Genomic DNA, 25,907 nt, shown 5'->3' with positions numbered 1-25,907 from the left:
CCCGCGTGGGGACGACGGACGGCGGCGCGACGCGGGCGGTGCCGGTCGGCGCGCTCGGCGCGGTGCTGACCGACGCCTTCCGGACCGCGGGGATGGGGGAGCCGGAGGCCGCCCGCATCGCCGACGCGCTCGTCCGCGCGGAGACCGCCGGCGTCCCCACCCACGGGGTGCTCCGGGTCCCCTGGTACCTCGACGCGCTCGCCGCGGGCAGGGTCCGGCCGGCCGGCGAGCTGCGCGTCCGCCGGCGCACGCCGGGGGTCGCGACGCTCGACGGCGGCGGCGCCTTCGGCTACCTGCCCACCTGGGTGGCGCTGGAGGACGCGCTCGCCAGGGCGGGGGAGACCGGGGTGGCCTGCGTGGCCGTGTCCGCGATCGCCGAGTTCGGCCGGGCGGCGTACTACGCCGAGGAGGCCGCGGCGCGCGGGCTGGTCGCCGTCGTCTGCCAGAACACGCTGCCGCTGCTCGCCGCGCCCGGGGCCGACGTGGCCACCCACGGCAACAACCCGCTCGCCTTCTCCGGCCCCGGCGCCGACGCCCCGGTCTTCGACGCGGCGTTCTCCGCCCGGTCCGGCGGCGAGCTGCGGCGGCGGGCGCTGCTCGGGCTCCCGCTGCCGGCCGAGTGGGGCTACGTCGACGCCGACGGCGTCCCGACCACCGATCCGGCCCGGGCGATGCTCGCCGCGCAGCAGGCCGTCGGCGGCGCCAAGGGCTTCGGCATCGCCGTCCTGGTCGACCTGCTCGCCGGGGTGCTCAGCTCCTCGGCGAGCGGGCCGGCGGTGCGGGCCGGCGTCCCCGAGGTGGGCGCGATGGTGCTCGCCTTCGATCCGGCCGCCTTCGGGACGACGCCCGAGCGGGTGGGCGAGCAGTTCGCCGCCGGCGCCCGGGCCGTCCGCGCCGCCGGTGGCCGCTGGCCGGGGGACCGCGCCCGCGCCGCGCGCCGCCTCGCCGAGGAGCACGGGGACGTCGAGGTGCCCGTCCCCGTGCTCGAGGCGCTCGCCGCCGCCGTGGGCCCCGACCAGGCCGCCCGCCTGGGCTGAACCCGGGCGGGCGGCGCGGTCAGGCGCCGAGCGGGTCGGTCCCGATGACCTTGTCGCCGGCCAGCTCCTGCAGCTGCTCGGCGGCCACCCCGAGCAGGCCGCCCAGCACGGCCTCGTTCCACTCGCCGAGGTAGGGCGAGCGCCGGGGCTCCACGAACGGGGAGGCGCTCATCCGGAAGGGCTGGCCCGGGTAGTGCTTCTCCCCGACCCCCTCCCGGTCCTGCACGACCCAGAACCCTCGCGCGGCCAGGTGCGGGTCGGCCAGCATGCGGGCGCCGTCCACGACGACGCCGGCCGCGATCCCGCGCGCCTGCAGCCGCTGCATGAGGTCGTCGGCGTCCCGCTGCGCCGTCGCGCGGGCGACGTGCTCGCGCACCGCGTCGCGGGCGGCCAGGCGGTCGGCGACGGTGGCCAGCGGGGTGGTGCCGTCGGTGTCGGCGGCGATGCCGAGCTCCTCGCACAGGGCGGCCCACTCGGCGTCGCTGCGGCAGGCCAGGGCGAGCCAGCTGTCCTCGCCGCGGCAGGGGAAGGCGCCGTGGGGGGAGTGCAGCGGGCTGTCGTTGCCGCGCCGGGTGGGCGCGACCTCGGCGAGCTGCGCCTCGACCAGCGTGTGCGCGGCGAACGCGGTCGCCGTCTCCAGCTGGCTGAGGTCGATGTGCTGGCCCTCGCCGGTGCGCCGGCGGTGGTTGAGCGCGGCGAACAGGGCCAGGGTGCCCATCAGCGCCGCCAGCGGGTCGCCGCCGGTGGTGCTGGTGAACAGCGGGCCGGAGTCGGCGTAGCCGGTGAGGTGGCACAGCGTGGACATCTGCTCGGTGGTCCACGCGAACGCGGTGTAGTCCCGCCACGGGCTGTCGCCGCCGAAGCCCGGCATCGACACCATGATCAGGTCGGGCCGGATCTCCTTCAGCCGGTCGTAGTCCAGCCCGAAGTTGGCCATCACCCGCGGCGTGTAGTTCTCCACCACCACGTCGGACTGCGCGACCAGCCGGCGCAGGATCTCGGCCCCGCGCGGGTCGGTCAGGTTGAGCGTGATGCCCTGCTTGTTGCGGTTCACCCAGTTGAAGTTGGGCGACTTCTCCCAGCGCCGCTCGCCGCGGCCGCCGCCGCGCCAGCCGTCGACCCGCTGGATCGACTCGACCTTGATCACCTCGGCGCCGAGGTCGCCGGCGATCAGGGTGACCATCGGGCCGGACTGGAACTGGGTGAGGTCGACGATGCGCAGCCCCTCCAGCGGGGGGCGCAGGCCGGCGGGGGCCTCGGCGGGCCGGGTCTCGACGTCCAGCTGCGCGGTCACGCGATCACTCCTGCACTCCGAAGGTCGTCGAGCTCGGTGGGGGACAGGCCCAGCAGGTCGCCCAGCACCGATTCGGTGTCGGCGCCGAGCCCGGGCGGCGGTCCGGGGCGGGACGGCGTCTCGCCCATGACGAACGGCACGCGGGGGGTCCGGACCTCGCCCACCCCGTCGATCCGGTGCGTCTCGAGGTAGTCGCGCGCGGCGTGCACCTCCAGGTCCAGGGCGTCGCGCGGGGAGGTGACCATGCCGAACGGCAGCCGCCACAGCTGGGCCTCGTGGAAGGTCTCCAGCGCCGGGCGGGCCGCCAGCGCCTCCTCGATCGCCGCCCGGATCTCCGGCAGGTAGGCCAGCCGGCCGTAGTAGTCGGTGGCGAACCGGGGGTCGTCGGCCATGTCCGGGCGGCCGATGAAGGCGCAGAGCGTCTCCCACTGCGCCTCGGTCAGCACGTTGACGCCGAGGTACCCGTCGCCGCAGCGGACGTGGAAGGAGGGCCCGGTCATGTAGTCGGAGTGCCGGCCGATGCCTTCGCCGTGGTACTCGAACAGCATCGACGGGAAGAAGGCGCAGGTGATCGCGGCCTCCAGCGAGGAGACGTCGACGAAGTTGCCGACGCCGTCCCGTGCGCGCGCCTCGACCGCGGCGAGAGCGGCCACCGCGCCGTAGGCGCCGGCCACGGTGTCGGTGATCTCGCCGCCGGCCTGCAGCGGCTCGCGCCCCTCCTCGCCGCACGTGTGCATCCAGCCGCCCAGCGCGCAGGCGATGAGGTGGCTGGAGGCGAAGTCGCGGTACGGCCCGTCGTTGCCGAAGGGCGAGACGGCCACCACGATCGCGCCGGGGTGCGCGGCGGCGAGCCGCCCGGCGGTCAGCCCGTGCTCCTCCCAGCGGCCGTCCGGGCCGTCGACCACGACGACGTCGTGGGTCGCGACCAGCTCCGCGAGCAGCGGCCGCGACTCCGGCGCGTCGAGGTCGAGGGCGACGCTGCGCTTGCTCGTGTTCAGGTAGAGGAACTCCGGCGAGGCGGCCAGCACCTCGCCGGACTGCGCCGTGGTGCGCCCGCGCGCGGGGTCGCCGGCGCCGGGCGGCTCCACCTTGACGACGTCGGCGCCGAGGTCGCCGAGCAGCTTCGCGCAGAACGCGGCCGCCGGCGTGGAGCTGAGGTCGAGGACCTTCTCGTCGGCGAGCGGCCCCCGGGGGGCGCGCGGAAGGGATGGATCTGGTAACCGTGTCACGCGAAGAACCGTTCGTCCTGGGGCCCGCCTGCTCGGCGACGGCCCGTCCGCTGCGTGCTTGGAATTCAGTCGGTGGACTGAATATCATGTGACCTACATCTCTCGCAAGGGCCGCCGGGTCTCCGGCCGCCCCAGGACGGAAGGGGGCAGCCATGGAGCTGCGGACGGGGCAGCGACTGCACTGCGAGGTGTGCGCTGCGAGCGTCGTCGTCGTGCGCGCCGGCGGAGGCGCGGTGGACCTCGAGTGCGACGGGCGGCCGCTGGGGACCGACGCCCCCGCGGGCGCCGGGGCGGCGCCCGCGCCGAACGGCGGCGGGACCGTCATGGGCAAGCGCTACACCGACGCCGGCGGCGCGCTGGAGCTGCTCTGCGTCCGGGGCGGCGCCGGGACCCTGGTGGCCGGCGGCGAGGCGCTGCGGCTCAAGGAGGGCAAGGCGCTGCCCAGCTCGGACTGATGCGTCCCGGATCGACCGGCACCCCCGGCGGCGCCACCTATGCTCGGCGCTCCGGGGGTGCGGACTTCCGGACCTCCGGAAGGGAAGCCATGGACGGGATCGTTCGCGAGAAGCGCCGGGTCGGCCGGCCGGCGGGGGCGCAGAGCGGGCAGACCCGCGAGCTGCTCGTCTGGTCGGCCGTGGAGCGCTTCGCGCGGGAGGGCCTGGCCCGCACCACGCTGCGCGAGATCGCCGAGGCTGCCGGGCTGACCCAGGGCACGCTCTACCACCACTTCAGCGCCAAGAGCGAGCTCTACATGACCGCCTACGTGTTCGCGGTCGAGGAGCTCTACCGGCACTTCCGCGAGGCGATCGCCGACGAGCCGTCCCTGCGCGGGCGGGTGTCGGCCCTCCTCGACTGCATGCTGCGGCTGCAGACCGACTCGCCGCACCTGCTGGCCTTCATCCTGCGCGCCTGGGTGGAGCACGAGTCCGAGTCCGCCGAACTGCCCCCGCTGCCCATCCCCGCCGCCGTGACCGAGTTCCTCCAGCACCTCTCGGGCGACGCGGTGGACCGCGGCGAGATCGCGGCCGAGGACGTCGCCGGCCTGGTCGCGGTGTTCCGGTCGGTCGCGTGGGGTGTCGGCGTGCTCTCGCTGACCAGCCAGCAGCCCACCGCCGCCGTGGAGGGGTTCAAGAAGCTCTTCGAGGGCCGGCTCATCCGCGACGTCGTCCGCGACTGAGTTCGGTCGAGCGGGTCGAGCCGGCCTTCCGTCCGTGGAGCTGGGCCACGACGCGGCCCCACGGGCGGCGGGGCGGCCTCACCTCTCGCCGAACCGGATCCGCGACTGTGCACCGGGGGACTTGACGCACACGTCACACTGAGGCCGCCTCCTCCGCACGTCGGTGTGCGGGGGTCTTGCCGCGGAGGTCTGCCGTGATTGTCTGCATCGATCACGTCGGGGTCGTCGCGCGGTCGTACGACGAGGCGGCCGACCTGCTGCTCGGGACCTTCGGCCTCACCCTCGACGACGACCGCAACCCTGACTCCGGCGTCATCTACATGCCGCAGGAGAACGCCGACATCTACTTCCTGAGAGCCGGCAGCGGGGAGACCCGCATCGAACTGCTGCTCCCGCGCGACGCCTCGGCCGGCATGGGCCGCTGGCTGCAGAAGCGCGGCCCGAGCGTGCACCACCTGGCGTTCATGGTCGACGACGTGCAGGCGCACGCCGCCGAGCTGCGCGACAAGGGGCTGCGCCAGATCGACCTCGGCCCGAACGCCGCGGCCGCGTTCTTCTACCCCCGCGACACGATGGGCATCCTCACCGAGCTCGTGGACGTGCGCACCATGAAGCGGCTGCACGAATCGGCGGTGCCGCCCGCCGGCTGAGCACCCCCGCGAAAATCGAGATGCGCGTCACCTCTTGACAGCGCCGGGGTTCATCCAAAGAATCAGCTCGCCGCACGATTTGTGGTTCCGATCACGTCACAGGAACCGTCTGACGGACCCCGCCCGAGGGGTCCGGGTCCTTCCTCCCACGCCTACTCGGCCTTGCCCTGGGGAACTCATGTCTCTTGTCGAGAAGGAGCACCACGGCGACGTGGTGGTCATCCGGATGAACCGTCCGGACAAGCTCAATGCGATGAACAAGCAGCTCCTCACCGAGCTGGCGTACGCCTTCACCGAGTTCCGCGACGACCCGGCCCAGAAGATCGCGATCCTCACCGGGACCGGCCGGGCCTTCTGCGCCGGCGAGGACCTGGTCGAGGCCGCCGAGCGCGGGACCCCGGGGCTGGACCCCGACCTGCCGCCCGACCCCTTCTGGAACGACGCGAAGGGTCCGGCGGAGACCATCGACAAGCCGATCATCGCCGCGGTCAACGGCTGGGCGATGGGCGGCGGCTTCATCTACTCGTGGATGTGCGACCTGCGGGTCGCCTCGCGCAACGCCGTCTTCGAGATCTCCGAGGCCCGGCACTGGCTGCTCGGCGCCTTCCAGTTCGGCTTCACCGACACGCTGCCGTGGTCGGTCGCCACCGAGCTCGCGCTCGGCTTCCGGATGAGCGCCGAGCGCGCCCACCAGATCGGCTTCGTCAACCGGCTGGTCGAGGACGTCGAGGACCTCCTGCCCGCGGCGTTCGAGCTCTGCGACCACCTGCTGAGCATCCCGCCGGCGTCGCTGGCGAACACGCTGAACGTGGCGCGCAAGCTCCGCCCGCAGATCCCGCCGGAGGTCGAGCGGCTGAGCGAGAAGCTCAAGAGCAACGGCAACCTCGACGACGTCATGGAGGCGCGCCGCGCCTTCGCCGAGAAGCGCAAGCCGGTCTTCACGGCCCTCTGAGGAACCCGCCGGACGGCGGGGAACCGCCGTCCGGCCGCCTCACCCGAATCAGCACGTGCCCCGTCCCGGTCCGGAGGCAGCCCGCCCGCCCGGATCTCGTCCACTGGAGGACAGCTAGGTGCAAGCGATCAGCACGGAGACGGTCTCCCGGCGCAACTTCCTGCGCCTCATGGGCCTCGGCGGCGCCGTCGTGGTCGGCGGGCCGCTGCTCGCCGCCTGCGGCTCGGACACCGGATCGAGCAGCGCGACGAGCAATGCGCAGGTGGACGCCAACGGGACCCTGACCGTGGCCTACCACCTGGCCACGAACTCGCTCGACCCGCTGCGCATGACCACCGGTCAGTTCGTGACGTTCATGTACCCCATGTACGACACGCTGCTGACCCTGGACGAGAACGCCGACGCCGCGCCGAGCCTGGCGACGAAGTGGGAGTACTCGGCGGACGGCACGACCCTCACCCTGACGCTGCGCGACGACGTCACCTTCCATGACGGCACCACGTTCGACGCCGACGCGGTGAAGGTGAACATCGAGCGGGTCCTCAACACCGCCGACTCGCCGGTGCGCAGCCAGCTCAAGACCGTCCAGTCGGTGACCGTGCAGGACCCCACCACCGTGGTCATCCAGCTGACGAGTCCCGACGCCTCGCTGCTCGGCATCCTCGCCGACCGGCCCGGCGCCATGGTCAGCCCGAAGGCGATCGCCGACGGCATCGACCTCAACACCCAGGACGCCGGCTCCGGTCCCTACAAGCTCACCTCGTTCGCCCAGGGCGACCAGGCGAGCTACGAGCGCTACGCCGACTACTGGGACGGCGCGGCCGCGCCGTCGAAGACGCTGGTCATCAAGTCGGTCAACGACGGGCAGGCCCGGCTCAACGGCGCGACGGCGCGCACCTTCGACGTCGCCTACCTGACCCCGACCCAGTTCCAGGCCGCCGACAAGGCCGGGCTGCAGACCGCCTCGCAGGAGACGCTCTGGTACATCCAGCTGGCGTTCAACGTGCGCGGCGCGCTGGCCGACCAGAACGTCCGGCTGGCGATCGCGCACGCGATCGACCGCCAGACGATCTGCAAGACGATCTACTTCGGGCAGGCCAGCCCGACGTCGTCGATGTTCCCGGAGTGGTACTGGGCGGCGAACCCGGACATCCCGGCCGACTACTACCCGTACGACCCGGCCAAGGCGAAGAAGTTCCTCAGCGACTCCGGCCTGAGCGACGTCTCCTTCGAACTGATCTTCGCGGCCGGCTCGGACCCGTACCCGCAGTTCGCCGAGATCCTGCAGGCGCAGATGAAGGACGTCGGGATCACCATGAACCCGCGGGCGGTCGACATCAACCAGCTGGCCAGCGAGTTCGCCGGCGGCAAGACCGACTGCCTGATCGGTGGCGGCGGCCAGATGGCCGACCCGTCGCTGGTGTTCGAGACGTACTTCGCGCCGAACGCCTTCTTCAACCCGGCGAAGACCCAGGCCCAGGACCTGGCCGACGCCATCTCGCAGGTCCGCACCACCACCGACCGGGACGCCCGGCTGAAGGTGATCAACCAGGCCAGCCAGATGGTCGCCGACCGGGCGCTGTGCGTCCCGATCCTCGCGCCGAAGGTGCTCTTCGCCTACAACGGCCAGCGGGTCGCGAAGTACAGCCCCGCCCCGCTCGGCGCGATCATGCCCACCCGCGGCGTCGGGGTCCTGCAGGGCTGACGGGGGATGCACCATGGCTCACTACGTGCTGAGACGGCTGCTGCTGCTCGTCCCGGTCATGCTCATCGTGTCGCTGCTCAGCTTCTCGCTGATCCTGCTGGTGCCCGGCGACCCGGCGGTCACGATCGCCGGGCAGTCGGCCACGCGGGAGCAGATCGCCGCGATCCGTGACGCGCTCGGCCTGGACCGGCCGCTGATCGTGCAGTACTTCAGCTGGCTCGGGCACACGCTGACCGGCGACTTCGGCACCTCGCTGTCGACCGGGCAGCCGGTGGTCGGCTCGATCCTCGAGCGGCTGCCGATCATGCTCTCCCTGGCCGGCGGGGCCCTGGTGGTCGCCGTCCTCCTCGGCTTCCCGGCCGGGGTGGCGGCGGCCGTCCGGCGCGACGGCTGGGTGGACCGGCTGCTGGGGGTCGGGGCGGCCACCGGCCTGGCGCTGCCCAGCTACTTCGTCGGGATGCTGCTGATCATCGTCGTGGCGCTCAACCTGGGCTGGCTGCCGCCCACCGGCTACACGCCGCTGGCCGCCGACCCGGCCGACTGGCTGGCCCACATCGTGCTGCCGTGCGTGGCGCTGGGCCTGGTGCCGGCCGCCGTCCTCGCCCGGCAACTGCGCGGGGCGATGGTGACCGCGCTCGACCAGGACTACGTCCGGACGGCGGACGCCAAGGGCCTGCTGCGCACCAAGGTCGTCTACAAGCACGCGCTGAAGAACGCCGCCATCGCGCCGCTCACCGCCCTCGGCACCCAGTTCGCCCTCGTCGTGGGAGGTTCGGTCGTGGTGGAGCAGGTCTTCGGCATCCCCGGGCTCGGCGCGCTGGCGATCAACGCGGTGCAGAACCGCGACATCCCGCTGATCCAGGGGATCGTGCTGTTCACCGCGCTGATGGTCCAGGCGATCAACCTGTTCGTCGACGTCTCCTACGGGTGGCTCAACCCGCGGGTCCGCGTGGCGGTGGCCCGATGACCCAGCCCTCGATGACCCAGCCGTCGGTCACGGACCTGCCGTCGTCGGCCGGGGTGATGCCGGCCGCGGAGGTGGAGCCGGTCGAGGCGCTGGGCGCGCCGCCGGCGGCGACGCCGCGCCGGCGGCTGCTCGGCCGTCCCTTCGTGCGCCGGCTGCTGCGCAACAAGGTGGCGATGGCCGGCCTGGCCTTCATCGCCTTCCTGGTCGTGATCGCGATCATCGGGGACTGGATCACGCCCTACCCGCCGGACGCCCAGGACCCGGCCGCGGCGTTCCTCCCCCCGTTCTCCGACGGGCACGTGCTCGGCACCGACCAGCTGGGCCGCGACGTGCTCTCCCGGCTGATCGCCGCGGACCGGATCGCGCTGGTCGCCGCGGCACAGGCGCTCGGCCTGGCGATGCTGATCGGCATCCCGCCGGGGCTGCTCGCCGGGTACGTCGGGCGGTTCGCCGACACCGCGGTGATGCGGGTGACCGACGCGGTGCAGAGCCTCCCGCCGCTGATCATCGCGCTGGGCATCGTCGGCGCCCTCGGCCCCGGCCTCAGCCACGCGATGATCGCGCTGGGCTTCATCTTCGCGCCCAACTTCGTCCGGATCACCCGCGCCGCGGTGCTGGAGCTGCGCGAGGAGACCTTCGTCGAGGCCAGCCGCAGCATCGGGACGCCGGCCTGGCGGATCGTGCTCACCCGGATCGTGCCCAACGCGCTGCCGCCGGTGCTGGTGCAGGTCTCGCTGGTCGCCGGCTTCGCGCTCACCGCGGAGGCCAGCCTCAGCCTGCTCGGCTTCGGCGTCCAGCCACCCCAGGCGAGCTGGGGAAGCATGCTCGGCCAGGGCTACAACTTCATCTACCAGCAGCCGTGGCTGGTGGTCTTCCCCGGCCTCGCCATCGCCCTCGCCGTGCTCGCCTTCAACGTCTTCGGGGATGGCCTCCGCGACGCGATCGGGCGCCGGAAGTGAGGGGGGACGTCGTGACCGCAACGAGCGCACATCCGGCCGGGAGCCCGGCCGGGCCGGTGCTGGACGTGTCGGACCTGACCGTCGAGGTGCACACCGAGGACGTCCGGGCGGAGGTCATCAGCGGCGTCTCGTTCTCCATCGGCCGCGGCGAGACGCTCGGCCTGGTGGGGGAGTCCGGGTCCGGCAAGTCCCTGACGTCGATGGCGATCATGGGCCTGCTGCCGAAGCGGACCTTCACGGTGACCGGCGGCCGGGTCTCCCTCGGCGGCGACGACCTCACCCGGCTCGGCCGCAAGGAGCTCGCGTCGGTCCGGGGCAGCCGGATGGCGATGATCTTCCAGGAGCCGATGACCAGCCTGAACCCGGCGTTCACCGTCGGGCAGCAGATCGCCGAGACCCTCGTCCGGCACAAGAAGGTGTCCAAGCGGGAGGCGCGGCGGCTGGCCGTGACCGCCCTCTCCGACGTCGGCATCTCCGCGGCCGAGCGGCGGGTGCACGCCTACCCGCACGAGTTCTCCGGCGGCATGCGCCAGCGGGTGATGATCGCCATGGCGCTGTGCTGCGAGCCGGAGCTGCTCATCGCCGACGAGCCGACGACGGCGCTGGACGTGACCATCCAGGCGCAGGTGCTCGACCTCATCCGGCACCTGCGCGAGACAGTCGGCATGTCGATCCTCTTCGTCACCCACGACCTCGGCGTCGTCGCCGACATCTGCGACCGGGTCGTCGTCATGTACGCCGGCCAGGTCGTGGAGGAGAGCTCGGTGGACCGGCTCTTCGCGCACCCGGTGCACCCGTACACCGCCGCGCTGCTGCGGTCGACGCCGACCAACGACGCGGCCGGTGACGGCCGCGGGCACCTGCACTCCATCCCGGGCAAGCCGCCCGCGGCCGGCGAGTTCCCGTCCGGCTGCCGGTTCGCCCCGCGCTGCGAGCTGGCGCTGCCCGAGTGCAGCACGCAGGAGATCGCGCTCCTGCCGATCGTCGACCAGTTCTCCCGGTGCGTCCGCGTCGGCGCCACCGCCGAGCGCAGGGAGGTGCCGGCATGAGCGAGTCGGCGCAGTCGCCCATGCTGACCGTCGAGGACGTGTCGGTGGAGTTCACCGCCCGGGTCGGCCGCAAGCGGGTGCCCTTCCGCGCGGTCAACGAGGTCGGGCTGACCGTGGGCCGCGGGGAGACGGTCGCCGTCGTCGGCGAGTCCGGCTCCGGCAAGTCGACCCTCGCCCGCGCCGTGCTGCGGCTGCTGCCGCTGGCCGAGGGCCGCGTGGTGGTCGACGACGTCGACGTGACGAGGCTGAAGGGCCGGGCGCTGCGGCAGGCCCGCGGGCAGGCGCAGATGGTCTTCCAGGACCCGTACTCCTCGCTGGACCCGTCCAGCACGATCGCGAACATCGTCGGCGAGCCGCTGCGCACCCACCACGGGCTGCGCGGCGCGCCGCTGGTAGAGAAGGTCCGCGAGCTGCTGGTGTCGGTGGGCCTGCACCCGGACTACGTCAACCGCTACGTGCACGAGTTCTCCGGCGGGCAGCGGCAGCGGCTGGCGATCGCGCGGGCCATCGCGCTCGACCCGGGGCTCGTCGTCCTGGACGAGGCGGTCAGCGCGCTGGACATGTCGACCCAGAACCAGATCCTCGACCTGCTCGTGGACCTGCAGGCCCGGCACGGCATGAGCTACCTGTTCATCTCGCACAACCTCGCCGTCGTCCGCTGGGTCGCCGACCGCACCGCGGTCATGTACCTGGGCCGGGTGCTCGAGGAGGGGCCCGGCAAGCGGATCCACGACCACCCGGCGCACCCCTACACCCAGTCGCTGCTCTCCGCCGTCCCGGTGCCCGACCCGCCGACCCAGCGCACCCGCCAGCGGGTCGTGCTGCGCGGGGAGACCCCGGACCCGCTGCACGTGCCGTCCGGCTGCGCGTTCCGCACCCGCTGCCCGTACGCCATGGAGATCTGCGCGGTCGAGGAGCCGCCCGCCGTCCCCGTCGACGGCGGCGGCTGGGCGGCCTGCCACCTGCTCACCGGGGCGACATCCCCGTCCGTCCCCGAGAAGTCCCTGGCGGTCGGCTGACCGCCGTCGCCGCCGAAGTCCCGACCGAAGGAGAGAGAGTGCGCGACACCCTGGTCGCCGGCCTGACCAACGAGCTCACCCACACGATCACCGCCGAGATGAGCACCGGGCACACCGGCACGCCGGTGCTGTCCACGCCCTCGATGATCGGGCTGATGGAGGGCGTCTGCCTGCAGGCCGCCCAGCCGCACCTCGACGAGAAGGAGGTGACCGTCGGCACGCACGTCTGCGTCTCCCACGTCGCCGCGTCGCAACTGGGCGAGGAGGTGACGGTCTGGTGCGAGCTCTCCGAGAAGAACCGCCGGAGGCTCACCTTCAAGGTCCGGGCCACCGTCGGCGACCGGCTGCTCGGCGAGGGCACGCACGAGCGGGCGGTCATCGACACCAGCCGCTTCGCCTCCTGACCGCCGCCTGACCTCCGAGGAGCAGAGATGACCACCCAGGAACTCACCGGTCCGGACGTCGAGACCCCCTGGCGGGCGGAGGACCTGCCCCAGCTCACCGCCGACGTCGACCAGGCCCTGACCGACCTGGAGACGTGGGGCTACTGCAAGCTCGCCGGCGCGCTGCCGCCGGAGCAGCTGGCCCGGGTGCGGCAGCGGCTGATCGACCAGGCCCGGGCAGAGGCCGAGGCCGGGGTCGGCCGCTTCGACACCGGCGCGCACCCGTCGAAGTACGAGGGCGCGGGGATCAACCAGCGCGTCGGCATGCTGGTGAACAAGGGCGTGGAGTTCCACGAGATCCTCGAGCACCCCGGCGTCTCGGCCCTGCTCACCGCCGTGCTCGGCGAGCGGTACCTGCTGACCAGCTACACCGCCAACATCACCGCGCCGGGCTGCGAGCGGCAGCTGCTGCACCAGGACCAGGGCTACGTCTCCTGGCCGCAGCCGCCCTACCCGATCGTCACCCAGGTCGTCTGGACCCTCGACGACACGACCGACCTCAACGGCGGCACCCGGATCATCCCCGGCAGCCACCTGTGGACCGAGCCGCTGCAGGACCAGGACCACCCGACGATCGCGGTGGAGGCGCCGGCCGGCACGGCGGTGCTCATGGACGGCCGGCTGTGGCACGGCGCCGGCGCCAACCGGGCCGACCACCTGCGCCGGGTGCTGCTGTCCAACTTCTGCCGGGTCTGGGTGCGGCAGCAGGAGAACCCGTTCCTCGGCCTCGCCCCCGAGGTCCAGGAGTCGCTGAGCCCGTTCATGAAGCGGCTGCTCGGCTTCCGCGTCTGGGGCACCCTCGGCGGCGTCGGGGAACCGGGCGCGATCGTCGACGGCTTCGCCACCCGGCCGGCCACCTTCACCACCCGGATGTCCTGACCCACCGATCGAAAGGCCCACCCCCATGGCCGGACTCGGCGCCCCGGAGATCGGTCTGATCCTCCTGGCCCTGTTCCTGCTCGTCGGCTACAAGAAGCTGCCCGACGCCACCCGCGCGCTCGGCCGCTCGCTGCGGATCTTCCGCAGCGAGCTGCGCGCGCCGGCCGACGGCGGCTCCGGCGGCCCGGCATGAACCTGACGCTCCTGCTGGCCATGGCCGCCGACGCCTTCGGCGACCGGGTGGTGGTCGGGCCGCGCGACGGCGGCCTGACCGCCGGCCGGTTGCGGGACCTCGCCGCCGGCGGCGCGGCGGCGGTCCGGGCGGCCGGCGCCGACGCGATCGTGTACCTGGCGGTCAACGGCCCGGCGTTCCCGGTGGCGCTGTTCGCCGCCGCGTACGCCGGGGTGCCGCTGGTGCCCGTCAACTACCGGCTGGGCACCGAGCAGGTCGAGGCGCTGCTGGCCCGCCATCCGAAGGCCTACGCCATCGTGGACGACGGCCTGCCGGTCCCCGACGGGCTCGACGCGCGGACGCCGGTCGCCTGGCTGGCGACCGCCGCCGAGCACGCCGGGCTCGACGAGCCGGAGCCCACCGCGGCGCCGGCGGTGGTGATCTACACCAGCGGGACGACGTCGGCGCCCAAGGGGGTGCTGCTGCGACACGAGAACCTGGTGTCCTACGTGCTCGGCACGGTGGAGTTCGCCGGGGCCGACCCGGAGGAGGCGGCGCTGATGAGCGTGCCGCCGTACCACATCGCCGCGGTGTCGAACGCGCTCACCAACCTCTTCGCCGGCCGCCGCGTGCTGGTGCTGGAGGCGTTCACCCCGGGCAGCTGGCTGGACCTCGTCCGCACCGAGGGCGTGACGCAGGCGATGGTGGTGCCCACCATGCTGGCCCGGATCCTGGACCACGACGGCGACCGCTCGGTGCCGACGCTCGCGTCGCTGGCCTACGGCGGGGCGCCGATGCCGACGCGGGTGATCGAGCGCGCGCTGCGCGAGTGGCCGGCCGTGAACTTCGTCAACGCCTACGGGCTGACCGAGACCAGCTCGACGATCACCGTGCTCGGCCCCGAGGAGCACCGCGCCGCGCTGGCCGCCGACGACCCGGCGGTGCGGGCCCGGCTGGGCTCGGCCGGGTGCGCGGTGCCGGGCATCGAGCTCGAGGTCCGCGACGAGCTCGGGGAGCCCGTGCCGGCCGGCACGTCGGGGCTGATCTGGGTGCGCGGGGAGCAGGTGTCCGGCGAGTACGCCGGCAGCGGCCCGTCGGTCGACGAGCGCGGCTTCTTCTGCACCCGGGACCAGGGCCGGCTGGACGCCGACGGCTTCCTCTTCATCGAGGGGCGGGTCGACGACACGATCATCCGGGGCGCCGAGAACATCGCCCCGGCCGAGATCGAGGACGTGCTGCTGCGGCATCCCGAGGTCGCCGACGCCGTCGTCGTGGGCGTGCCCGACGAGGAGTGGGGGCAGCGGATCGAGGCCGCCGCCGTCCTCACCGCCGGCAGCGGGCTGACCGAGGACGAGCTGCGGGCGCACGTGCGCGCGTCGCTGCGCGGGTCCAAGACGCCCGACCGGATCGCGTTCTGGGAGGAGCTGCCGCGCACCGTCACCGGCAAGCTGCTCCGCCGCGACGTCGTCGGCCGGCTGACCCGCCAGCTGACCGACGTCTGACGCCGGGACCGGTATGGATCCCGACGAGCTGACCGCCCGGCTGCAGCGCTGGGCCGACCGCGAGGTGCTCGCCGGCGGGCGGGTGGCCGGGCTCGCGCCCATGCCGGGCAACGCCGGGCTGAGCTTCGGCTTCGACGTCGTCGACGACGCCGGCGAGGTGCGCCGGTCGCTGGTCGTCCGGTTCGCCCCGCCGGGTGTGCGCCGCAGCGGCAACACCGACGTGCTGCGTCAGGTGCCGCTGCTGCAGGCGCTGGAGAAGGCCGGCGTCCCGGTCGCCCCGCTGGTGTGGTGGACCGGCGACGAGTCCTGGTTCGGCACCGACGCGATCGTGCAGGAGCGGCTGACCGCCCGGTCGCTGACCCTGTGGGGCGCCGACCCGGTGCCCGACCCGGAGCCGTTCCTGCACGGGGCCGTGGACACCCTGGCGCGGATCCACGCGCTGGACTGGCCGCACCTGCTCGCCGACTGGGAGCGGCCGCGGCCGATCGCCGAGGAGGTGGGCTTCTGGGAGCGGCTGCTGGCCAAGCACCTCGACCCGGCGTGGACACAGGCCGGGCAGCGGCTGGCCGCCGCGCTGCTGCGCACCGACCCGGGCGCGCACCGCACGGGGCTGTTCCACGGCGACTACCACACCAGCAACATCCTGTTCGACGAGCCGACCGGCGCGGTCGCGGCGGTGGTCGACTGGGAGATCGCCGGCATCGGCGCCACCGGGCTCGACCTCGGCTGGCTGGCGCTGATGACCGATCCGTCGTGCTGGCACCCGTCCTGGCGGGCGGGCATGCGGGTGGTGACCGAACCGCGGCGGCTGCGCGCCTGGTACGAGGCGGCGGCCGGCGTCGAGGTGCCGCACGCCGACTGGTACCAGGCGCTGGCCTGCTACCGGTTCGGCGCGATCGCCGGGTTCAACGTGCGCCTGCACCGGACCGGCCGCCGTCCGGACCCGCTGTACGAGGAGATGGCGAGCTCGGTGCCGGTGTTCTTCGCCCGCGGCCTGGAGCTGGCCGGCGGCTGACCGCTACTGCAGGACCCCGCGGATCAGCACCGCGCGGACGGCGCCGGCGGTGGGCGCGGCCAGCTGGTCCTCGAGCGGCCGGTCGAGCAGCACCAGGTCGGCCGGGGCGCCGGGGGCGACGCGGCGGCCGCCGGTGAGCCGGTCGAGGGCGGCGGCGGGGTCGAGCCGCTCGGCCGGGCCCACCACGGCCCCCGCCCGGGTGCGCCGGTGCACGGCCGCGGCCAGCACGGCCCACGGGTCGAGCGGCCCGAACGGCGCGTCGGAGGAGAGGCCGACGGCCACCCCGGCGTCGGCGAGCGACCGGCACCGGTAGAGGTCGTCGTGCTCGTCCGCCGGGACGTCGCGCAGGTAGTCGTCGCCGCGGTCGGCGAGGAAGCCCGGCTGCGTGACCACCGTGAGCCCGCGCAACCGGCCGATGAGCTCGGCCGGGACCAGCGCGGCGTGCTCGACGCGGTCGCCGGGGTGCCGCCCGGCGGTGTCGAGCGCGGCGAGCAGCAGCACGAGGGCCTCGCGGGTCACGCAGTGCACGGCCACGGCGCGGCCGGCGGCGTGCGCGGCGCGGATCCGCTCGACCAGCTCGTCGAGGCCGGGCAGCCCGGAGTCGGCGAGCACGATCTTGTACGGGCCGGCGCTCAGGGGTGCCGGCAGCGGCCGGTCCAGCGGGGCGCCGAGCACGGTGACCCGCTGCGGCAGGTGCGCGTCGGCGAGTGCGGCCAGCGCCGCGGCGTCCAGGTCGGGCGTGGCGTCGGTGACTGCCGTTATCCCCAACTCGGTGAGCCGTCGGCCGACCGGCGCGAGATCGGGCGGCGAGGCGGGAAGCCGCCCGCGCAGCCAGGCGTCGGCCCGCCAGAGCCGGCCGGTGGGGGAGCCGTCGGCGGCGCGCTCGACGCCGGGGGCGTCGGCGGTGGCCAGCCCGAGCACGTCGGCGCCCGCGCCGTTGACCACCCACAGCGCGCCGCTGCGGTGCTGCACCCGCACCGGCCGCGCGGCGTGCAGCCGGTCCAGCGCCGCGGTGTCGAGATCGCCGGCGACCGATTCGGCGTACCCGACGCCGCGCACCCAGCCGTCGGCGCCGGTGGGGGCGGCGGCCAGGACGGCGGCCAGGCCGTCGGCGTCGCGCACGTCCGGCGGCCCGGTGCGCACCGAGGCCGCGGCGGTGGCGAGGGCCATCAGGTGCAGGTGCGCGTCCACGAGGCCGGGCAGCAGCGCCCCGCCACGGGCGTCGAGCACCTCCTCGGTGGGCGCGCGCTCCAGGGCGGCCGCGACCGCGGCGACGCGGTCGCCGGTCACCCGCACGTCGGCCCGGCGGCCGGCCACCTCCGCGCCGCGGATCAGCACGGCAGGCCGAGCTCGCGCAGCACGGCCGCGGTGTCGGCCCCGGAGTCCGGCGCGCTGCCCTCGACCGCCCGGCGCCGCGGCGGCGCGACGGGGAGGTCCCCGGCGGGCCGCGACGGCGTCCCGTCGAGGGTGCGGGCGACGACGTCGGTCATCGAGACGTCCCACAGGACGCCGGAGCCGTCCGCCGGCGCGGTCGTCGCCAGGACGGCGGCGGTCAGCCCGGTGAGCGGGTCGGCCAGCGCGTCCCCGCAGAACAGCGGCGAGCCGTCGGCGTCGGCGGCGACCAGGCCGGCCGCGGCCGCGACGTCGTCGCCGAACCCCACGCGGCCGGAGTCGCGGCCGGCCGCGGTGATCGAGATCCACGTCGTCCCGGCCGCCACCGCCGCCGCGGCGTCGAGCCCCCACCCGGCCAGCGCCCGCGGCCGGGACGCCTCGATCACCACGTCGGCCGCCTCGACCAGCCGGGCCAGCGCCGCCCGGCCCGCGGTCGTGCCGGGGTCCAGGACGACCGAGCGGTGCCCGGCGTGCAGCAGCCGGTAGAACTCCGGCTCCCCGCGGCGGGCGCCGTCCGGGCGGGTCGGCGTCTCCACCTTGACCACCCGTGCCCCCGCCAGGCCCAGCAGGGACCCGCACAGCGGCCCGGCCCACAGCGCGCTGAAGTCGACGACCAGCAGGCCGTCGACCGGCCTCGGCGGCAGCTCGGGGAGGGGAAGGCCACCGGATCGCGGCCGCACCGGTGCGGCCGCGACCCCCAGCAGCTCGGCGCGCTCGGCCAGCTCGTCACCGGGATGCGCGCGCAGCCACGCCGTGACCGCCGGCCACGGGTCCACCGGCAGCTCGCGGCCGACCAGCGCGCCGAGCAGCGCGGGGTCGTCGGGCCGGGTGCAGGAGACGGCGGCCCAGCCGTCTTCGGTGGGCAGCAGCCGGCAGCCGCCGCCGACCGACACCGGCCCGCCGCGCCGACCGCCGGTGAACGCCGCCCGCTCGGCCAGCAGCGCCGGCCCGTCGAGGCGCACGCCGGTGCGCGCGGCGAACCGGCCGGCGAGCTCGCGGGCCACGGTCGCGCCGCGGCCGGGCGGGACGAGCGGCGGACCGTCCGCGCGGCCGGTGAGCGCGACGACCCCGCTCGCCGCCCAGTCGGCGGCCGGGTCGATCGGGGCGGCCACGTCGGCGACCATACGGGGGGCTAGGCCGAAGCGTCCGGGACGCGTAAGGTGCCAGCCATCCGTGTGACACTGACGTCAACAACAGGAGCGAGCGATGCGCGAGGCAGTCGTCGTCGAGGCCGTCCGCACCCCCATCGGCAAGCGCAACGGCGGGCTCTCCGGCGTGCACGCCGCCGACCTCTCCGCGCTGGTGCTCACCGAGCTCGCCGAGCGCACCGGCCTGGACCCGAACCTGGTCGACGACGTCGTCTGGGGCTGCGTCTCCCAGGTGGGCGACCAGTCCAGCAACATCGGCCGCTTCGCCGTCCTGGCCGCCGGCTGGCCGGAGACGGTGCCGGGCACCACGGTCAACCGGGCGTGCGGGTCCAGCCAGCAGGCGCTGGACTTCGCGGCGTGGGGCGTGATGTCCGGCCAGCAGGACGTCGTGGTCGCCGGCGGCGTGGAGACCATGTCGCGGGTGCCGCTGGGCTCGGCGCGGGCCAGCGGCTTCCCGTACGGGCCGAAGGTGATGGCCCGCTACGACGACTTCCCGTTCAACCAGGGCATCGGCGCGGAGCTGATCGCGGAGAAGTGGGGCTTCTCCCGCACCCGGCTCGACGAGTTCTCCGCCCGCTCGCACGCCCTGGCCGCCGCGGCGCAGGACGCCGGCGCCTTCGACCCGCAGCTGGTCCCGGTGCCCACCGACGCCGGCACGGTCACCGCCGACGAGGGGGTGCGCCGGGGCAGCAGCGTCGAGTCGCTGGCCAAGCTGAAGCCGTCGTTCAAGGAGGACGGCGTCATCCATGCCGGCAACGCCAGCCAGATCTCCGACGGCGCCGCGGCGCTGCTGGTCACCACCCCGGAGATCGCCCGCGAGCACGGGTGGACGCCGATCGTGCGGTACCACACCGGTGCCAGCAGCGGCGCCGACCCGATCTTCATGCTCACCGGCCCGATCCCGGCCACCGAGAAGCTGCTGCGCAGGGCCGGCGTGGGGATCGACGAGATCGGCGTCTACGAGGTCAACGAGGCCTTCGCCCCGGTGCCGCTGGCCTGGCTGACCGAGACCGGCGCCGACCTCGACAGGCTCAACCCGCTCGGCGGCGCGATCGCCCTCGGCCACCCGCTCGGCGGCTCCGGCGCGGTGCTCATGACCCGGATGGTGCACCACATGCGCGAGCACGGGATCCGCTACGGACTGCAGACGATGTGCGAGGGCGGCGGCACCGCCAACGCCACCCTCGTCGAGCTCGTCTGACGATCACCCAGAACTCCAGGAGGTAGGAACACATGCAGCTGCGCGTGGGACAGACGCTGGTCAGCCCGGTGGACACGGCGTCCTTCGTCGTCGTCCGGGCGCCGTCCGCGGAGGTGGAGCTGACGTGCGCCGGCGTGCCGCTGTTCGACCCGAAGGGCGGCGACGCCCCGGACGGCGCCGCCGACCCCGCCCAGCAGGACGGCACGCAGCTCGGCAAGCGCTACGTCGACGCGGAGCTCGGCCTGGAGCTGCTGTGCGCCAAGCCGGGTCAGGGCACGCTCGCCGCCAACGGCGCACCGCTCCCGCTCAAGGACGCCAAGGCCCTGCCGTCCTCGGACTGACGGCGCGGTCCGCCGAGGTGCTGATGACCGCGCTCGACCCGGCCGGCCGGCTGCGCGAACCGGTGGGGTTCGTGCCGCTGGACCGCGCCGGGCCGGACGACGTCGACGCGGCCCGGCGTGACGCGGGGGTGGTCGTGGGCGTGTCCCACGGCGGCCGGTTCGACCGCGCCGCCGCGGCCGCCTGCGATCTCACCCTGACCTCAGGGACTGCGGTGCGCGAGGCGGTCGCCGTCCCGGACGTCGATGCCGCGGTCGCGGCGCTCGCCGACCGGGTCCCCGCGTTCCCCCTGGCCGCCGGCGTGCTCGCCGGGCTGCTGCGGTGGAGCGGGGAGCTGGCCGCGGCGGCCGCGCTGGAGGCCGAGTCGCTGGCCTACTCGACCCTGCTCGCCGGCCCCGAGTTCGCGGCGTGGCTGGCCCGCCGCGGGCCGCGGCCGTTGCCGCCCCCGGTGCCGGACCCGGTGCTGCTCGACCGCACGGACGGCGAGCTGCGGATCACCCTGAACCGCCCCGAGCGGCGCAACGCCTACGGCCGGCAGCTGCGCGACGCGCTGGTCGACGCGCTGGCGGTGGCCGAGCTGGATCCGACGGTGCACGGCGTGGTGCTCGACGCCGCGGGGCCGCACTTCTGCTCGGGTGGTGACCTGGACGAGTTCGGGACCGCCGCCGACCCGGTCACCGCCCACCTGGTGCGCACGCGCGCCGGCGCCGCGCTGCCGCTGTCCCGGCTGGGCCCGCGGGTCGAGGCCCGGCTGCACGGCAGCTGCGTCGGCGCCGGGATCGAGCTGCCCGCCTGGGCCGGCCGGGTGGTGGCGGCGCCGGACACCCGGTTCGTCCTGCCCGAGCTGGCCATGGGCCTGCTGCCCGGCGCCGGCGGCACGGCGAGCATCCCGCGGCGGATCGGCCGCTGGCGGACGCTCTGGCTCGCGCTGACCGGCGCGGCCCTGGATGCAAGGACCGCCCTCGAGTGGGGGCTGGTCGACGAGATCACCGAGAAAGAGGAGCAGCGATGACGACCACCGCAACCCAGCCGGCCGCGGCCCGGCCGCCCGTGGACGTGTCCCGGCTGACCGTCGGGGTGCTGGGCGGGACCGGTCCGCAGGGCCGCGGGCTGGCGGTGCGGCTGGCCGCGGCCGGGCAGCGGATCCTGCTCGGCTCGCGGGACGCCGGCCGGTGCGGCGAGATCGCCGCGCAGGTCGCCGAGCGGGCGACCGCGGCCGCCGGCGGGACGGAGGTCTCCGTGCAGGGCGGCGCCAACGCCGACGTGGCCGGCGCGGCGGACCTGGTGATCGTCGCCGTCCCCTTCGGCGGGCACGCCGACACGGTGCGCGACCTGGCCGCGCCGCTGGCCGGCAAGGTGGTCGTGGACTGCGTGGTGCCGATGGGCTTCGACGAGCTGGGCGCCTATGTCATCGACGTGGCGGAGGGCAGCGTCGCCCAGCAGGCCGCGGCACTGCTGCCCGATTCCACGGTGGTGGGGGCTTTCCACCACCTGTCGGCGGTGCTGCTGGAGGACCTGTCCAAGCCGACCCTGGACGGCGACGTGATGGTGGTCGGCGACGACCGGGCGGCCACCGACCTGGTGCAGGCGCTGGCCGGGCGGCTGCCGGGGATGCGCGGCATCTACGCCGGGCGGCTGCGCAACGCCCGCCAGGTCGAGGCGCTCACGATCAACCTGGTGTCGGTCAACCGCCGCTACAAGGCGCACGCGGGAGTCCGCATCACCGACGTGTAGGCCGCGGCGGGGCCGCGCTCGAATCGCCGGTCGCGATCGGCGGGCTTAGCGTCGGTGCATGGCGGAGGACCCGCGGACGACGACGATCGTGGTCATGGGCGTCTCCGGCGCCGGCAAGTCGACCGTTGCTGCCGAGCTGGTGCGCCGCCTCGGCTGCCCGTTCGCCGAGGGCGACGAGTTCCACCCGCCGGAGAACGTCGAGAAGATGCACGCCGGCATCCCGCTGGACGACGACGACCGCTGGCCGTGGCTGCGCAGGCTCGCCGGCTGGATCGGTGAGCACGAGGCCGCCGGGAGCAACGCCGTCGTCACCTGCTCGGCGCTCAAGCGCGCCTACCGCGACGTGCTCCGCGACGGGCACCCGTCGGTCTGGTTCGCCCACGTCAGCGCCGAGCCGGAGCTGATCGCGGGCCGCCTCGAGCACCGCACCGGCCACTACATGCCGCCGTCCCTGCTCGGCAGCCAGCTGGCCACCCTCGAGCCGCTGCAATCCGACGAGCCGGGGGCGGTCGTCTCCGGCATCGCCCCGCCCGCGGAGGTGGCCGCGGACGTGCTCGCCGCGCTCAGCAAGGAGCGCGAGACCTCCCTCCCTCCCGAGGAGCGCTCATGACCGTGCTCGCCGCCGTCGACCACACGGGCAGCGGCCCGCTGCTGGTGACCGCCGCGGTGCTCGGCATCGCCACCGTGGTCGTGCTGATCACCGTGCTGAAGGTGCACCCCTTCCTGGCCCTGATCCTCGGCTCCGCCGTGCTCGGCGCGGTGGCGCTGATGGCCCCCGCCGACATCGTCACGAGCTTCACCACCGGTGTCGGCGCGACGGTGGGCAGTGTCGGGTTGCTCATCGCCCTCGGCGCGATGATCGGCGGGATGCTCGCCGAGTCCGGCGGGGCCGACCGGGTGGTGCACGCGTTCGTCGACCGGGTCCCGCCCGGCCGGCTGCCGTGGGTCATGGGCGGGGTGGCCGCGCTGATCGGCATCCCGCTGTTCTTCGAGGTCGGCGTCGTCCTGCTGATCCCGATCGTGCTGCTGGCCGCCCGGGAGACCCGGCAGCCGGTGCTGCGCGTCGGCATCCCCGCGCTGGCCGGCCTCTCGGTGCTGCACGGGCTGGTGCCGCCGCACCCCGGGCCGCTGGTGGCCATCGACGCCCTCGACGCCAACCTCGGCCGCACCCTGATCTTCGGGCTCATCGCCGCGATCCCGACGGTGATCCTGGCCGGCCCGGTGTTCGGCAACTTCATCAGCGGGCGGGTGCGGATCGAGGCGCCCGCGCTGGTGGCCGCCGGCGTCGGCGGCCGGGACGAGCCGGGTGCGGCCACGCCCGCCGGGCGGCCGGCGTCCGGGGGCGGGGGAGTGGACGACCCGCGGAACCCCGACGCGCTCGGCGTCGAGCGGCCCCGCCGGCAGCCCAAGCTGGGCCCGACCATCGCGACCGTCCTGCTGCCGGTCGTGCTGATGCTGCTGCGGGCGATCGCGGAGCTGACCCTCGACGAGGGCAACGGGCTGCGCACCGTCCTCGACATCCTCGGGACGCCGGTCGTCGCGATGCTCCTGGGCGTCATCCTCGCGATGTTCACCCTCGGCGTCGCGGTCGGCTTCGACAAGGAGAAGATCTCGGCCACCATCGGCGGCTCGCTGCCGGCGATCGCCGGCATCCTGCTCATCGTCGCCGCGGGCGGCGGCTTCAAGCAGGTGCTGGTCGACTCGGGCGTCGGCGACCTGGTCGGCGACGCGGCGCAGGGCGCGAGCCTCTCGCCGCTGATCCTCGGCTGGCTGGTGGCCGTCGGCATCCGGCTGGCGACCGGGTCGGCCACGGTGGCCACCATCACCGCCGCCGGCATCGTCGCGCCGCTGGCCGCCGGGCTGGACGCCAACACCGTCGCCCTGCTCGTGCTCGCCATCGGCGCCGGGTCGCTGTTCTTCTCCCACGTCAACGACGCCGGCTTCTGGCTGGTCAAGGAGTACTTCGGCATGACCGTGGGGCAGACCATCAAGAGCTGGTCGGTGATGGAGACGATCATCTCCGTCGTCGGCCTGGTGGCGGTGTTGCTGCTCTCGCTGGTCGTCTAGCCCGCCGCCGGGCCGCCGGCGTCCGGTGGCTCGATCTTCACCGGCCCCGGCGGCTCGTCCCCGGGCGGCTGGGTGTCCGGCCGGTCCCGGCGGCGGAACAGCCCGGCCACCGAGCCGGTGACGGTGCCCATCCGCTCCTGCGCCTGGCGCAGGCCGTGGATCAGCGGCACGAGGTCCTCGTTGAGCCGCTGCAGGGTGTCGGGCACCGTGTCGACGACCGGGTCGTCGAGGACCCGGCCCACCCGCTCGAGGCCGGGCCGCAGTGCGCGCACCGGCTCCTCCAGCTCCTCGACGAGCGCCTCGAGCCGCTCGGCGGTGCGCTGCGCCGAGGCGATGGTGTCCTTCGCCGCCGTCGTCGCCTCGGTCAGCTGACGGACGGTGCCCTGCAGGTCGGTCAGTGTGCGCGGCAGCTGGGCCAGCGCCTCGGTCTGCTGCTGCATGAGGGTCAGCAGCTCGGAGAGCCCGGGGATGCGCCCGAGGCTGCGGAATGGGTCCACGCCTGCACCGTCGGGGACGACGGCGTCGCGCGCAACCCGTCAGCCGGCCGGGCGGTCGGCGGTCACCCGGTGGACGACGCCGCCGAACCCGGTCTGCCCCGCCTCGGTGACGACGAACCCCGCGGCCCCGGCGAGCGCCGCGGGCTCGCGCAGCAGGTCGTCGGCCTGCCACCGGACGGCGAGCGGGTTGAGCAGCCGCTGCACCCCGCGCAGCAGCCGCCCGCGGGCCGGCCCGTGCTCCACGAGGACCAGCCGGCCGCCCGGCCTCAGCACGCGCCGCGCCTCGCGGAGCACCGCCGCCGGGTCGGCGACCGTGCACAGCGAGTAGGTCGAGACCACCGTGTCGACCGACCCGTCGGGCAGGTCCAGGGCCTGCGCGTCGCCGCGGCGCAGCTCCACCCGGCCGCTGTCGGCGGGTACCCGCGCCCGGGCGCGCGCCAGCATCGCCTCCGACAGGTCCACCCCGACGATCCGGACGACGTCGCCGGGATACAGCGGCAGGTTCAGGCCGGTGCCGACGCCCAGCTCGAGCACGGTGCCGCGGGCGCGGGAGGTGGCCCAGCGGCGCTGGTCGCCGAGCAGCCGCCGCTCCACTCCGCCGAACTGCCGGTCGTAGTCGTCGGCGTGCGTGTCGTAGTAGCCCCGGACGCGGGCGGGATCCAGGCCGGTCGCCATCGCCCGAGCATCTTCGCCGTGCCGCGCGGACCGCAAGGTCCGGTGGCCGCCCGGCGGTCCCGGCTGGTAGGACGGCGCACATGCCGATGACGACGGTTCCCGGAGCGGCCAGCGCGCCCGAGCTCGACGCCTACCTGGCGGTACCGGCCGTGGGGGAGGGACCGTGGCCGGGCGTGGTCGTCGTCCACGAGGCCTTCGGGCTGACCGACGACACCCGGCAGCAGGCCGACCGGCTGGCCGCCGCGGGCTACCTCGCCGTCGCGCCGGACCTGTTCACCGCCGGTGGAGCGATGCGCTGCCTGCGCGCGACCTTCCGCAGCCTGATGCGCGGGGAGGGTGACGCGTTCGGCGACCTGGAGGCGACGCGAGCCTGGCTGGCGGCGCGGCCGGACTGCACGGGACGGGTCGGCGTCCTCGGCTTCTGCATGGGCGGCGGCTTCGCGCTGCTGGCCGCCCCGCGCGGGTTCGACGCCGCGGCGCCCAACTACGGGATGTTGCCCAAGGACCCGGAGGAGGCGCTGCGCGGCGCCTGCCCGGTGGTCGCCAGCTACGGCGGGCGGGACCGCGGGCCGCTGCGCGGCGCGGCCGGCCGGCTGCAGACGGCGCTCGCCGAGCTCGACGTCCCGCACGACGTCAAGGAGTACCCGGAGGCCGGGCACTCCTTCCTCAACCGGCACAACACCGGGCCGTTCGCCGTCCTCGAGCGGATCGCCGGGTTCGGCTACCACCACGCCTCGGCCGAGGATGCCTGGGCGCGCATCCTCCGCTTCTTCGACGTCCACCTCCGCGGCTGAGCGGGACTTTC

General features: G+C 74.7%; 28 protein-coding genes. 22 read left to right on the top strand and 6 right to left on the bottom strand.

All coding sequences use genetic code 11. The annotated features are described in order from the left end of the window. The first annotated feature begins 5 nt into the window (after positions 1 to 5). Positions 6 to 1,037 carry an Ldh family oxidoreductase gene (locus AB3388_RS17035; RefSeq protein WP_495406492.1) on the top strand — a complete coding sequence of 344 codons (1,032 nt, stop codon included), beginning with the start codon at positions 6 to 8 and terminating at the stop codon, positions 1,035 to 1,037. A 19-nt stretch (positions 1,038 to 1,056) separates the two neighbouring features. Here AB3388_RS17035 and AB3388_RS17030 read toward each other — a convergent pair whose 3' ends face one another. Then, positions 1,057 to 2,331, bottom strand: coding sequence for a CaiB/BaiF CoA transferase family protein (locus AB3388_RS17030; protein ID WP_495406491.1), 1,275 nt, complete (start codon positions 2,329 to 2,331; stop codon positions 1,057 to 1,059). After that, positions 2,328 to 3,560: a CaiB/BaiF CoA transferase family protein gene (locus AB3388_RS17025; RefSeq protein WP_495406490.1), complete on the bottom strand. Its 1,233-nt coding sequence runs from the start codon at positions 3,558 to 3,560 to the stop codon at positions 2,328 to 2,330. Before AB3388_RS17025 ends, AB3388_RS17030 begins: the two co-directional genes overlap by 4 nt. A 152-nt stretch (positions 3,561 to 3,712) precedes the next feature. Between AB3388_RS17025 and AB3388_RS17020 the strand changes: the two genes are divergently transcribed. The 14 genes from AB3388_RS17020 (at position 3,713) to AB3388_RS16955 (ending at position 16,049) form a co-directional block, all read left to right on the top strand. Then, entirely contained in the window at positions 3,713 to 4,015 is a 303-nt protein-coding gene (locus AB3388_RS17020; RefSeq protein ID WP_495406489.1) for a hypothetical protein, read from the top strand. A gap of 89 nt (positions 4,016 to 4,104) precedes the next feature. Then, positions 4,105 to 4,737 (top strand): TetR/AcrR family transcriptional regulator, encoded by a 633-nt coding sequence (locus tag AB3388_RS17015; protein ID WP_495406488.1) that lies wholly within the window; start codon positions 4,105 to 4,107, stop codon positions 4,735 to 4,737. Positions 4,738 to 4,931: 194 nt separating this feature from the next. After that, on the top strand, positions 4,932 to 5,387 hold the full coding sequence (locus tag AB3388_RS17010; protein ID WP_495406487.1) for a VOC family protein: 456 nt from the start codon (positions 4,932 to 4,934) through the stop codon (positions 5,385 to 5,387). 178 nt (positions 5,388 to 5,565) lie between these two features. After that, positions 5,566 to 6,339, top strand: a complete 774-nt coding sequence (locus AB3388_RS17005) for an enoyl-CoA hydratase/isomerase family protein (RefSeq protein WP_495406486.1) — start codon at positions 5,566 to 5,568, stop codon at positions 6,337 to 6,339. A 118-nt stretch (positions 6,340 to 6,457) separates the two neighbouring features. After that, positions 6,458 to 8,044 (top strand): ABC transporter substrate-binding protein, encoded by a 1,587-nt coding sequence (locus tag AB3388_RS17000; RefSeq protein ID WP_495406485.1) that lies wholly within the window; start codon positions 6,458 to 6,460, stop codon positions 8,042 to 8,044. 13 nt (positions 8,045 to 8,057) lie between these two features. Beyond that, entirely contained in the window at positions 8,058 to 9,011 is a 954-nt protein-coding gene (locus AB3388_RS16995; protein ID WP_495406484.1) for an ABC transporter permease, read from the top strand. Further along, the gene (locus AB3388_RS16990; RefSeq protein WP_495406483.1) at positions 9,008 to 9,970 is read left to right on the top strand and encodes an ABC transporter permease; all 963 of its coding nucleotides are present in this window, start codon (positions 9,008 to 9,010) and stop codon (positions 9,968 to 9,970) included. The genes AB3388_RS16995 and AB3388_RS16990 overlap by 4 nt, the downstream gene beginning before the upstream one ends. A gap of 11 nt (positions 9,971 to 9,981) precedes the next feature. Then, on the top strand, positions 9,982 to 11,019 hold the full coding sequence (locus AB3388_RS16985; RefSeq protein ID WP_495406482.1) for an ABC transporter ATP-binding protein: 1,038 nt from the start codon (positions 9,982 to 9,984) through the stop codon (positions 11,017 to 11,019). Beyond that, complete coding sequence (locus AB3388_RS16980; RefSeq protein WP_495406481.1) at positions 11,016 to 12,038, top strand: ABC transporter ATP-binding protein; 1,023 nt, start codon at positions 11,016 to 11,018, stop codon at positions 12,036 to 12,038. Before AB3388_RS16985 ends, AB3388_RS16980 begins: the two co-directional genes overlap by 4 nt. A 38-nt stretch (positions 12,039 to 12,076) precedes the next feature. Beyond that, positions 12,077 to 12,442: a thioesterase family protein gene (locus AB3388_RS16975; protein ID WP_495406480.1), complete on the top strand. Its 366-nt coding sequence runs from the start codon at positions 12,077 to 12,079 to the stop codon at positions 12,440 to 12,442. A 27-nt stretch (positions 12,443 to 12,469) separates the two neighbouring features. Further along, positions 12,470 to 13,360, top strand: a complete 891-nt coding sequence (locus AB3388_RS16970) for a phytanoyl-CoA dioxygenase family protein (protein ID WP_495406479.1) — start codon at positions 12,470 to 12,472, stop codon at positions 13,358 to 13,360. Positions 13,361 to 13,385: 25 nt separating this feature from the next. After that, the gene (locus AB3388_RS16965; protein ID WP_495406478.1) at positions 13,386 to 13,553 is read left to right on the top strand and encodes a twin-arginine translocase TatA/TatE family subunit; all 168 of its coding nucleotides are present in this window, start codon (positions 13,386 to 13,388) and stop codon (positions 13,551 to 13,553) included. Further along, positions 13,550 to 15,034: a class I adenylate-forming enzyme family protein gene (locus AB3388_RS16960; RefSeq protein WP_495406477.1), complete on the top strand. Its 1,485-nt coding sequence runs from the start codon at positions 13,550 to 13,552 to the stop codon at positions 15,032 to 15,034. Before AB3388_RS16965 ends, AB3388_RS16960 begins: the two co-directional genes overlap by 4 nt. A 13-nt stretch (positions 15,035 to 15,047) precedes the next feature. After that, complete coding sequence (locus tag AB3388_RS16955) at positions 15,048 to 16,049, top strand: phosphotransferase family protein (RefSeq protein ID WP_495406476.1); 1,002 nt, start codon at positions 15,048 to 15,050, stop codon at positions 16,047 to 16,049. A gap of 3 nt (positions 16,050 to 16,052) precedes the next feature. On the opposite strand, the gene AB3388_RS16950 is transcribed toward AB3388_RS16955, so the two are convergent. Both AB3388_RS16950 and AB3388_RS16945 read right to left on the bottom strand, forming a co-directional pair. After that, positions 16,053 to 17,387, bottom strand: coding sequence for an amidohydrolase family protein (locus AB3388_RS16950; RefSeq protein WP_495406475.1), 1,335 nt, complete (start codon positions 17,385 to 17,387; stop codon positions 16,053 to 16,055). After that, positions 17,381 to 18,553, bottom strand: coding sequence for a CoA transferase (locus AB3388_RS16945; RefSeq protein ID WP_495406474.1), 1,173 nt, complete (start codon positions 18,551 to 18,553; stop codon positions 17,381 to 17,383). The genes AB3388_RS16950 and AB3388_RS16945 overlap by 7 nt, the downstream gene beginning before the upstream one ends. 94 nt (positions 18,554 to 18,647) lie before the next feature. Between AB3388_RS16945 and AB3388_RS16940 the strand changes: the two genes are divergently transcribed. From AB3388_RS16940 to AB3388_RS16915, 6 genes are read left to right on the top strand one after another with little or no spacing between them, the layout of a single operon-like run. Next, positions 18,648 to 19,790: a thiolase family protein gene (locus AB3388_RS16940; RefSeq protein ID WP_495406473.1), complete on the top strand. Its 1,143-nt coding sequence runs from the start codon at positions 18,648 to 18,650 to the stop codon at positions 19,788 to 19,790. Between the two features lie 32 nt (positions 19,791 to 19,822). Beyond that, entirely contained in the window at positions 19,823 to 20,131 is a 309-nt protein-coding gene (locus AB3388_RS16935) for a hypothetical protein (protein WP_495406472.1), read from the top strand. Between the two features lie 23 nt (positions 20,132 to 20,154). Continuing rightward, positions 20,155 to 21,141 carry an enoyl-CoA hydratase/isomerase family protein gene (locus AB3388_RS16930; RefSeq protein WP_495406471.1) on the top strand — a complete coding sequence of 329 codons (987 nt, stop codon included), beginning with the start codon at positions 20,155 to 20,157 and terminating at the stop codon, positions 21,139 to 21,141. Continuing rightward, entirely contained in the window at positions 21,138 to 21,863 is a 726-nt protein-coding gene (gene npdG / locus AB3388_RS16925) for an NADPH-dependent F420 reductase (protein WP_495406470.1), read from the top strand. The genes AB3388_RS16930 and npdG overlap by 4 nt, the downstream gene beginning before the upstream one ends. Before the next feature lie 58 nt (positions 21,864 to 21,921). Further along, the gene (locus AB3388_RS16920; RefSeq protein WP_495406469.1) at positions 21,922 to 22,473 is read left to right on the top strand and encodes a gluconokinase; all 552 of its coding nucleotides are present in this window, start codon (positions 21,922 to 21,924) and stop codon (positions 22,471 to 22,473) included. Beyond that, positions 22,470 to 23,930, top strand: a complete 1,461-nt coding sequence (locus AB3388_RS16915) for a GntT/GntP/DsdX family permease (protein ID WP_495406468.1) — start codon at positions 22,470 to 22,472, stop codon at positions 23,928 to 23,930. The genes AB3388_RS16920 and AB3388_RS16915 overlap by 4 nt, the downstream gene beginning before the upstream one ends. Here AB3388_RS16915 and AB3388_RS16910 read toward each other — a convergent pair. Both AB3388_RS16910 and AB3388_RS16905 read right to left on the bottom strand, forming a co-directional pair. Continuing rightward, positions 23,927 to 24,427, bottom strand: a complete 501-nt coding sequence (locus tag AB3388_RS16910; protein WP_495406467.1) for a hypothetical protein — start codon at positions 24,425 to 24,427, stop codon at positions 23,927 to 23,929. The genes AB3388_RS16915 and AB3388_RS16910 overlap by 4 nt on opposite strands. A gap of 39 nt (positions 24,428 to 24,466) precedes the next feature. Beyond that, positions 24,467 to 25,102, bottom strand: a complete 636-nt coding sequence (locus tag AB3388_RS16905; protein ID WP_495406466.1) for a class I SAM-dependent methyltransferase — start codon at positions 25,100 to 25,102, stop codon at positions 24,467 to 24,469. 80 nt (positions 25,103 to 25,182) lie between these two features. Here AB3388_RS16905 and AB3388_RS16900 point away from each other — a divergent pair, with 80 nt between their 5' ends. After that, a complete protein-coding gene (locus AB3388_RS16900) occupies positions 25,183 to 25,896 on the top strand; it encodes a dienelactone hydrolase family protein (RefSeq protein ID WP_495406465.1) in 714 nt (237 codons plus the stop codon). Positions 25,897 to 25,907 lie beyond the last annotated feature (11 nt).

Source organism: Geodermatophilus sp. SMS 5-13 (assembly GCF_059428245.1).
Note: the sequence above shows the minus strand (reverse complement) of the source record. Positions and strands in the feature narration are given on the sequence as shown.

What these genes read in the sequence shown, in the direction of transcription:
- AB3388_RS17020 (WP_495406489.1), top strand. Translation starts at nt 3,713, where the DNA reads ATGGAGCTGCGGACGGGGCAGCGACTGCACTGCGAGGTGTGCGCTGCG.
- AB3388_RS17015 (WP_495406488.1), top strand. Translation starts at nt 4,105, where the DNA reads ATGGACGGGATCGTTCGCGAGAAGCGCCGGGTCGGCCGGCCGGCGGGG.
- AB3388_RS17005 (WP_495406486.1), top strand. Translation starts at nt 5,566, where the DNA reads ATGTCTCTTGTCGAGAAGGAGCACCACGGCGACGTGGTGGTCATCCGG.
- AB3388_RS16995 (WP_495406484.1), top strand. Translation starts at nt 8,058, where the DNA reads ATGGCTCACTACGTGCTGAGACGGCTGCTGCTGCTCGTCCCGGTCATG.
- AB3388_RS16990 (WP_495406483.1), top strand. Translation starts at nt 9,008, where the DNA reads ATGACCCAGCCCTCGATGACCCAGCCGTCGGTCACGGACCTGCCGTCG.
- AB3388_RS16980 (WP_495406481.1), top strand. Translation starts at nt 11,016, where the DNA reads ATGAGCGAGTCGGCGCAGTCGCCCATGCTGACCGTCGAGGACGTGTCG.
- AB3388_RS16970 (WP_495406479.1), top strand. Translation starts at nt 12,470, where the DNA reads ATGACCACCCAGGAACTCACCGGTCCGGACGTCGAGACCCCCTGGCGG.
- AB3388_RS16965 (WP_495406478.1), top strand. Translation starts at nt 13,386, where the DNA reads ATGGCCGGACTCGGCGCCCCGGAGATCGGTCTGATCCTCCTGGCCCTG.
- AB3388_RS16960 (WP_495406477.1), top strand. Translation starts at nt 13,550, where the DNA reads ATGAACCTGACGCTCCTGCTGGCCATGGCCGCCGACGCCTTCGGCGAC.
- AB3388_RS16955 (WP_495406476.1), top strand. Translation starts at nt 15,048, where the DNA reads ATGGATCCCGACGAGCTGACCGCCCGGCTGCAGCGCTGGGCCGACCGC.
- AB3388_RS16940 (WP_495406473.1), top strand. Translation starts at nt 18,648, where the DNA reads ATGCGCGAGGCAGTCGTCGTCGAGGCCGTCCGCACCCCCATCGGCAAG.
- AB3388_RS16935 (WP_495406472.1), top strand. Translation starts at nt 19,823, where the DNA reads ATGCAGCTGCGCGTGGGACAGACGCTGGTCAGCCCGGTGGACACGGCG.
- AB3388_RS16930 (WP_495406471.1), top strand. Translation starts at nt 20,155, where the DNA reads ATGACCGCGCTCGACCCGGCCGGCCGGCTGCGCGAACCGGTGGGGTTC.
- npdG (WP_495406470.1), top strand. Translation starts at nt 21,138, where the DNA reads ATGACGACCACCGCAACCCAGCCGGCCGCGGCCCGGCCGCCCGTGGAC.
- AB3388_RS16920 (WP_495406469.1), top strand. Translation starts at nt 21,922, where the DNA reads ATGGCGGAGGACCCGCGGACGACGACGATCGTGGTCATGGGCGTCTCC.
- AB3388_RS16915 (WP_495406468.1), top strand. Translation starts at nt 22,470, where the DNA reads ATGACCGTGCTCGCCGCCGTCGACCACACGGGCAGCGGCCCGCTGCTG.
- AB3388_RS16905 (WP_495406466.1), bottom strand. Translation starts at nt 25,102, where the DNA reads ATGGCGACCGGCCTGGATCCCGCCCGCGTCCGGGGCTACTACGACACG.
- AB3388_RS16900 (WP_495406465.1), top strand. Translation starts at nt 25,183, where the DNA reads ATGCCGATGACGACGGTTCCCGGAGCGGCCAGCGCGCCCGAGCTCGAC.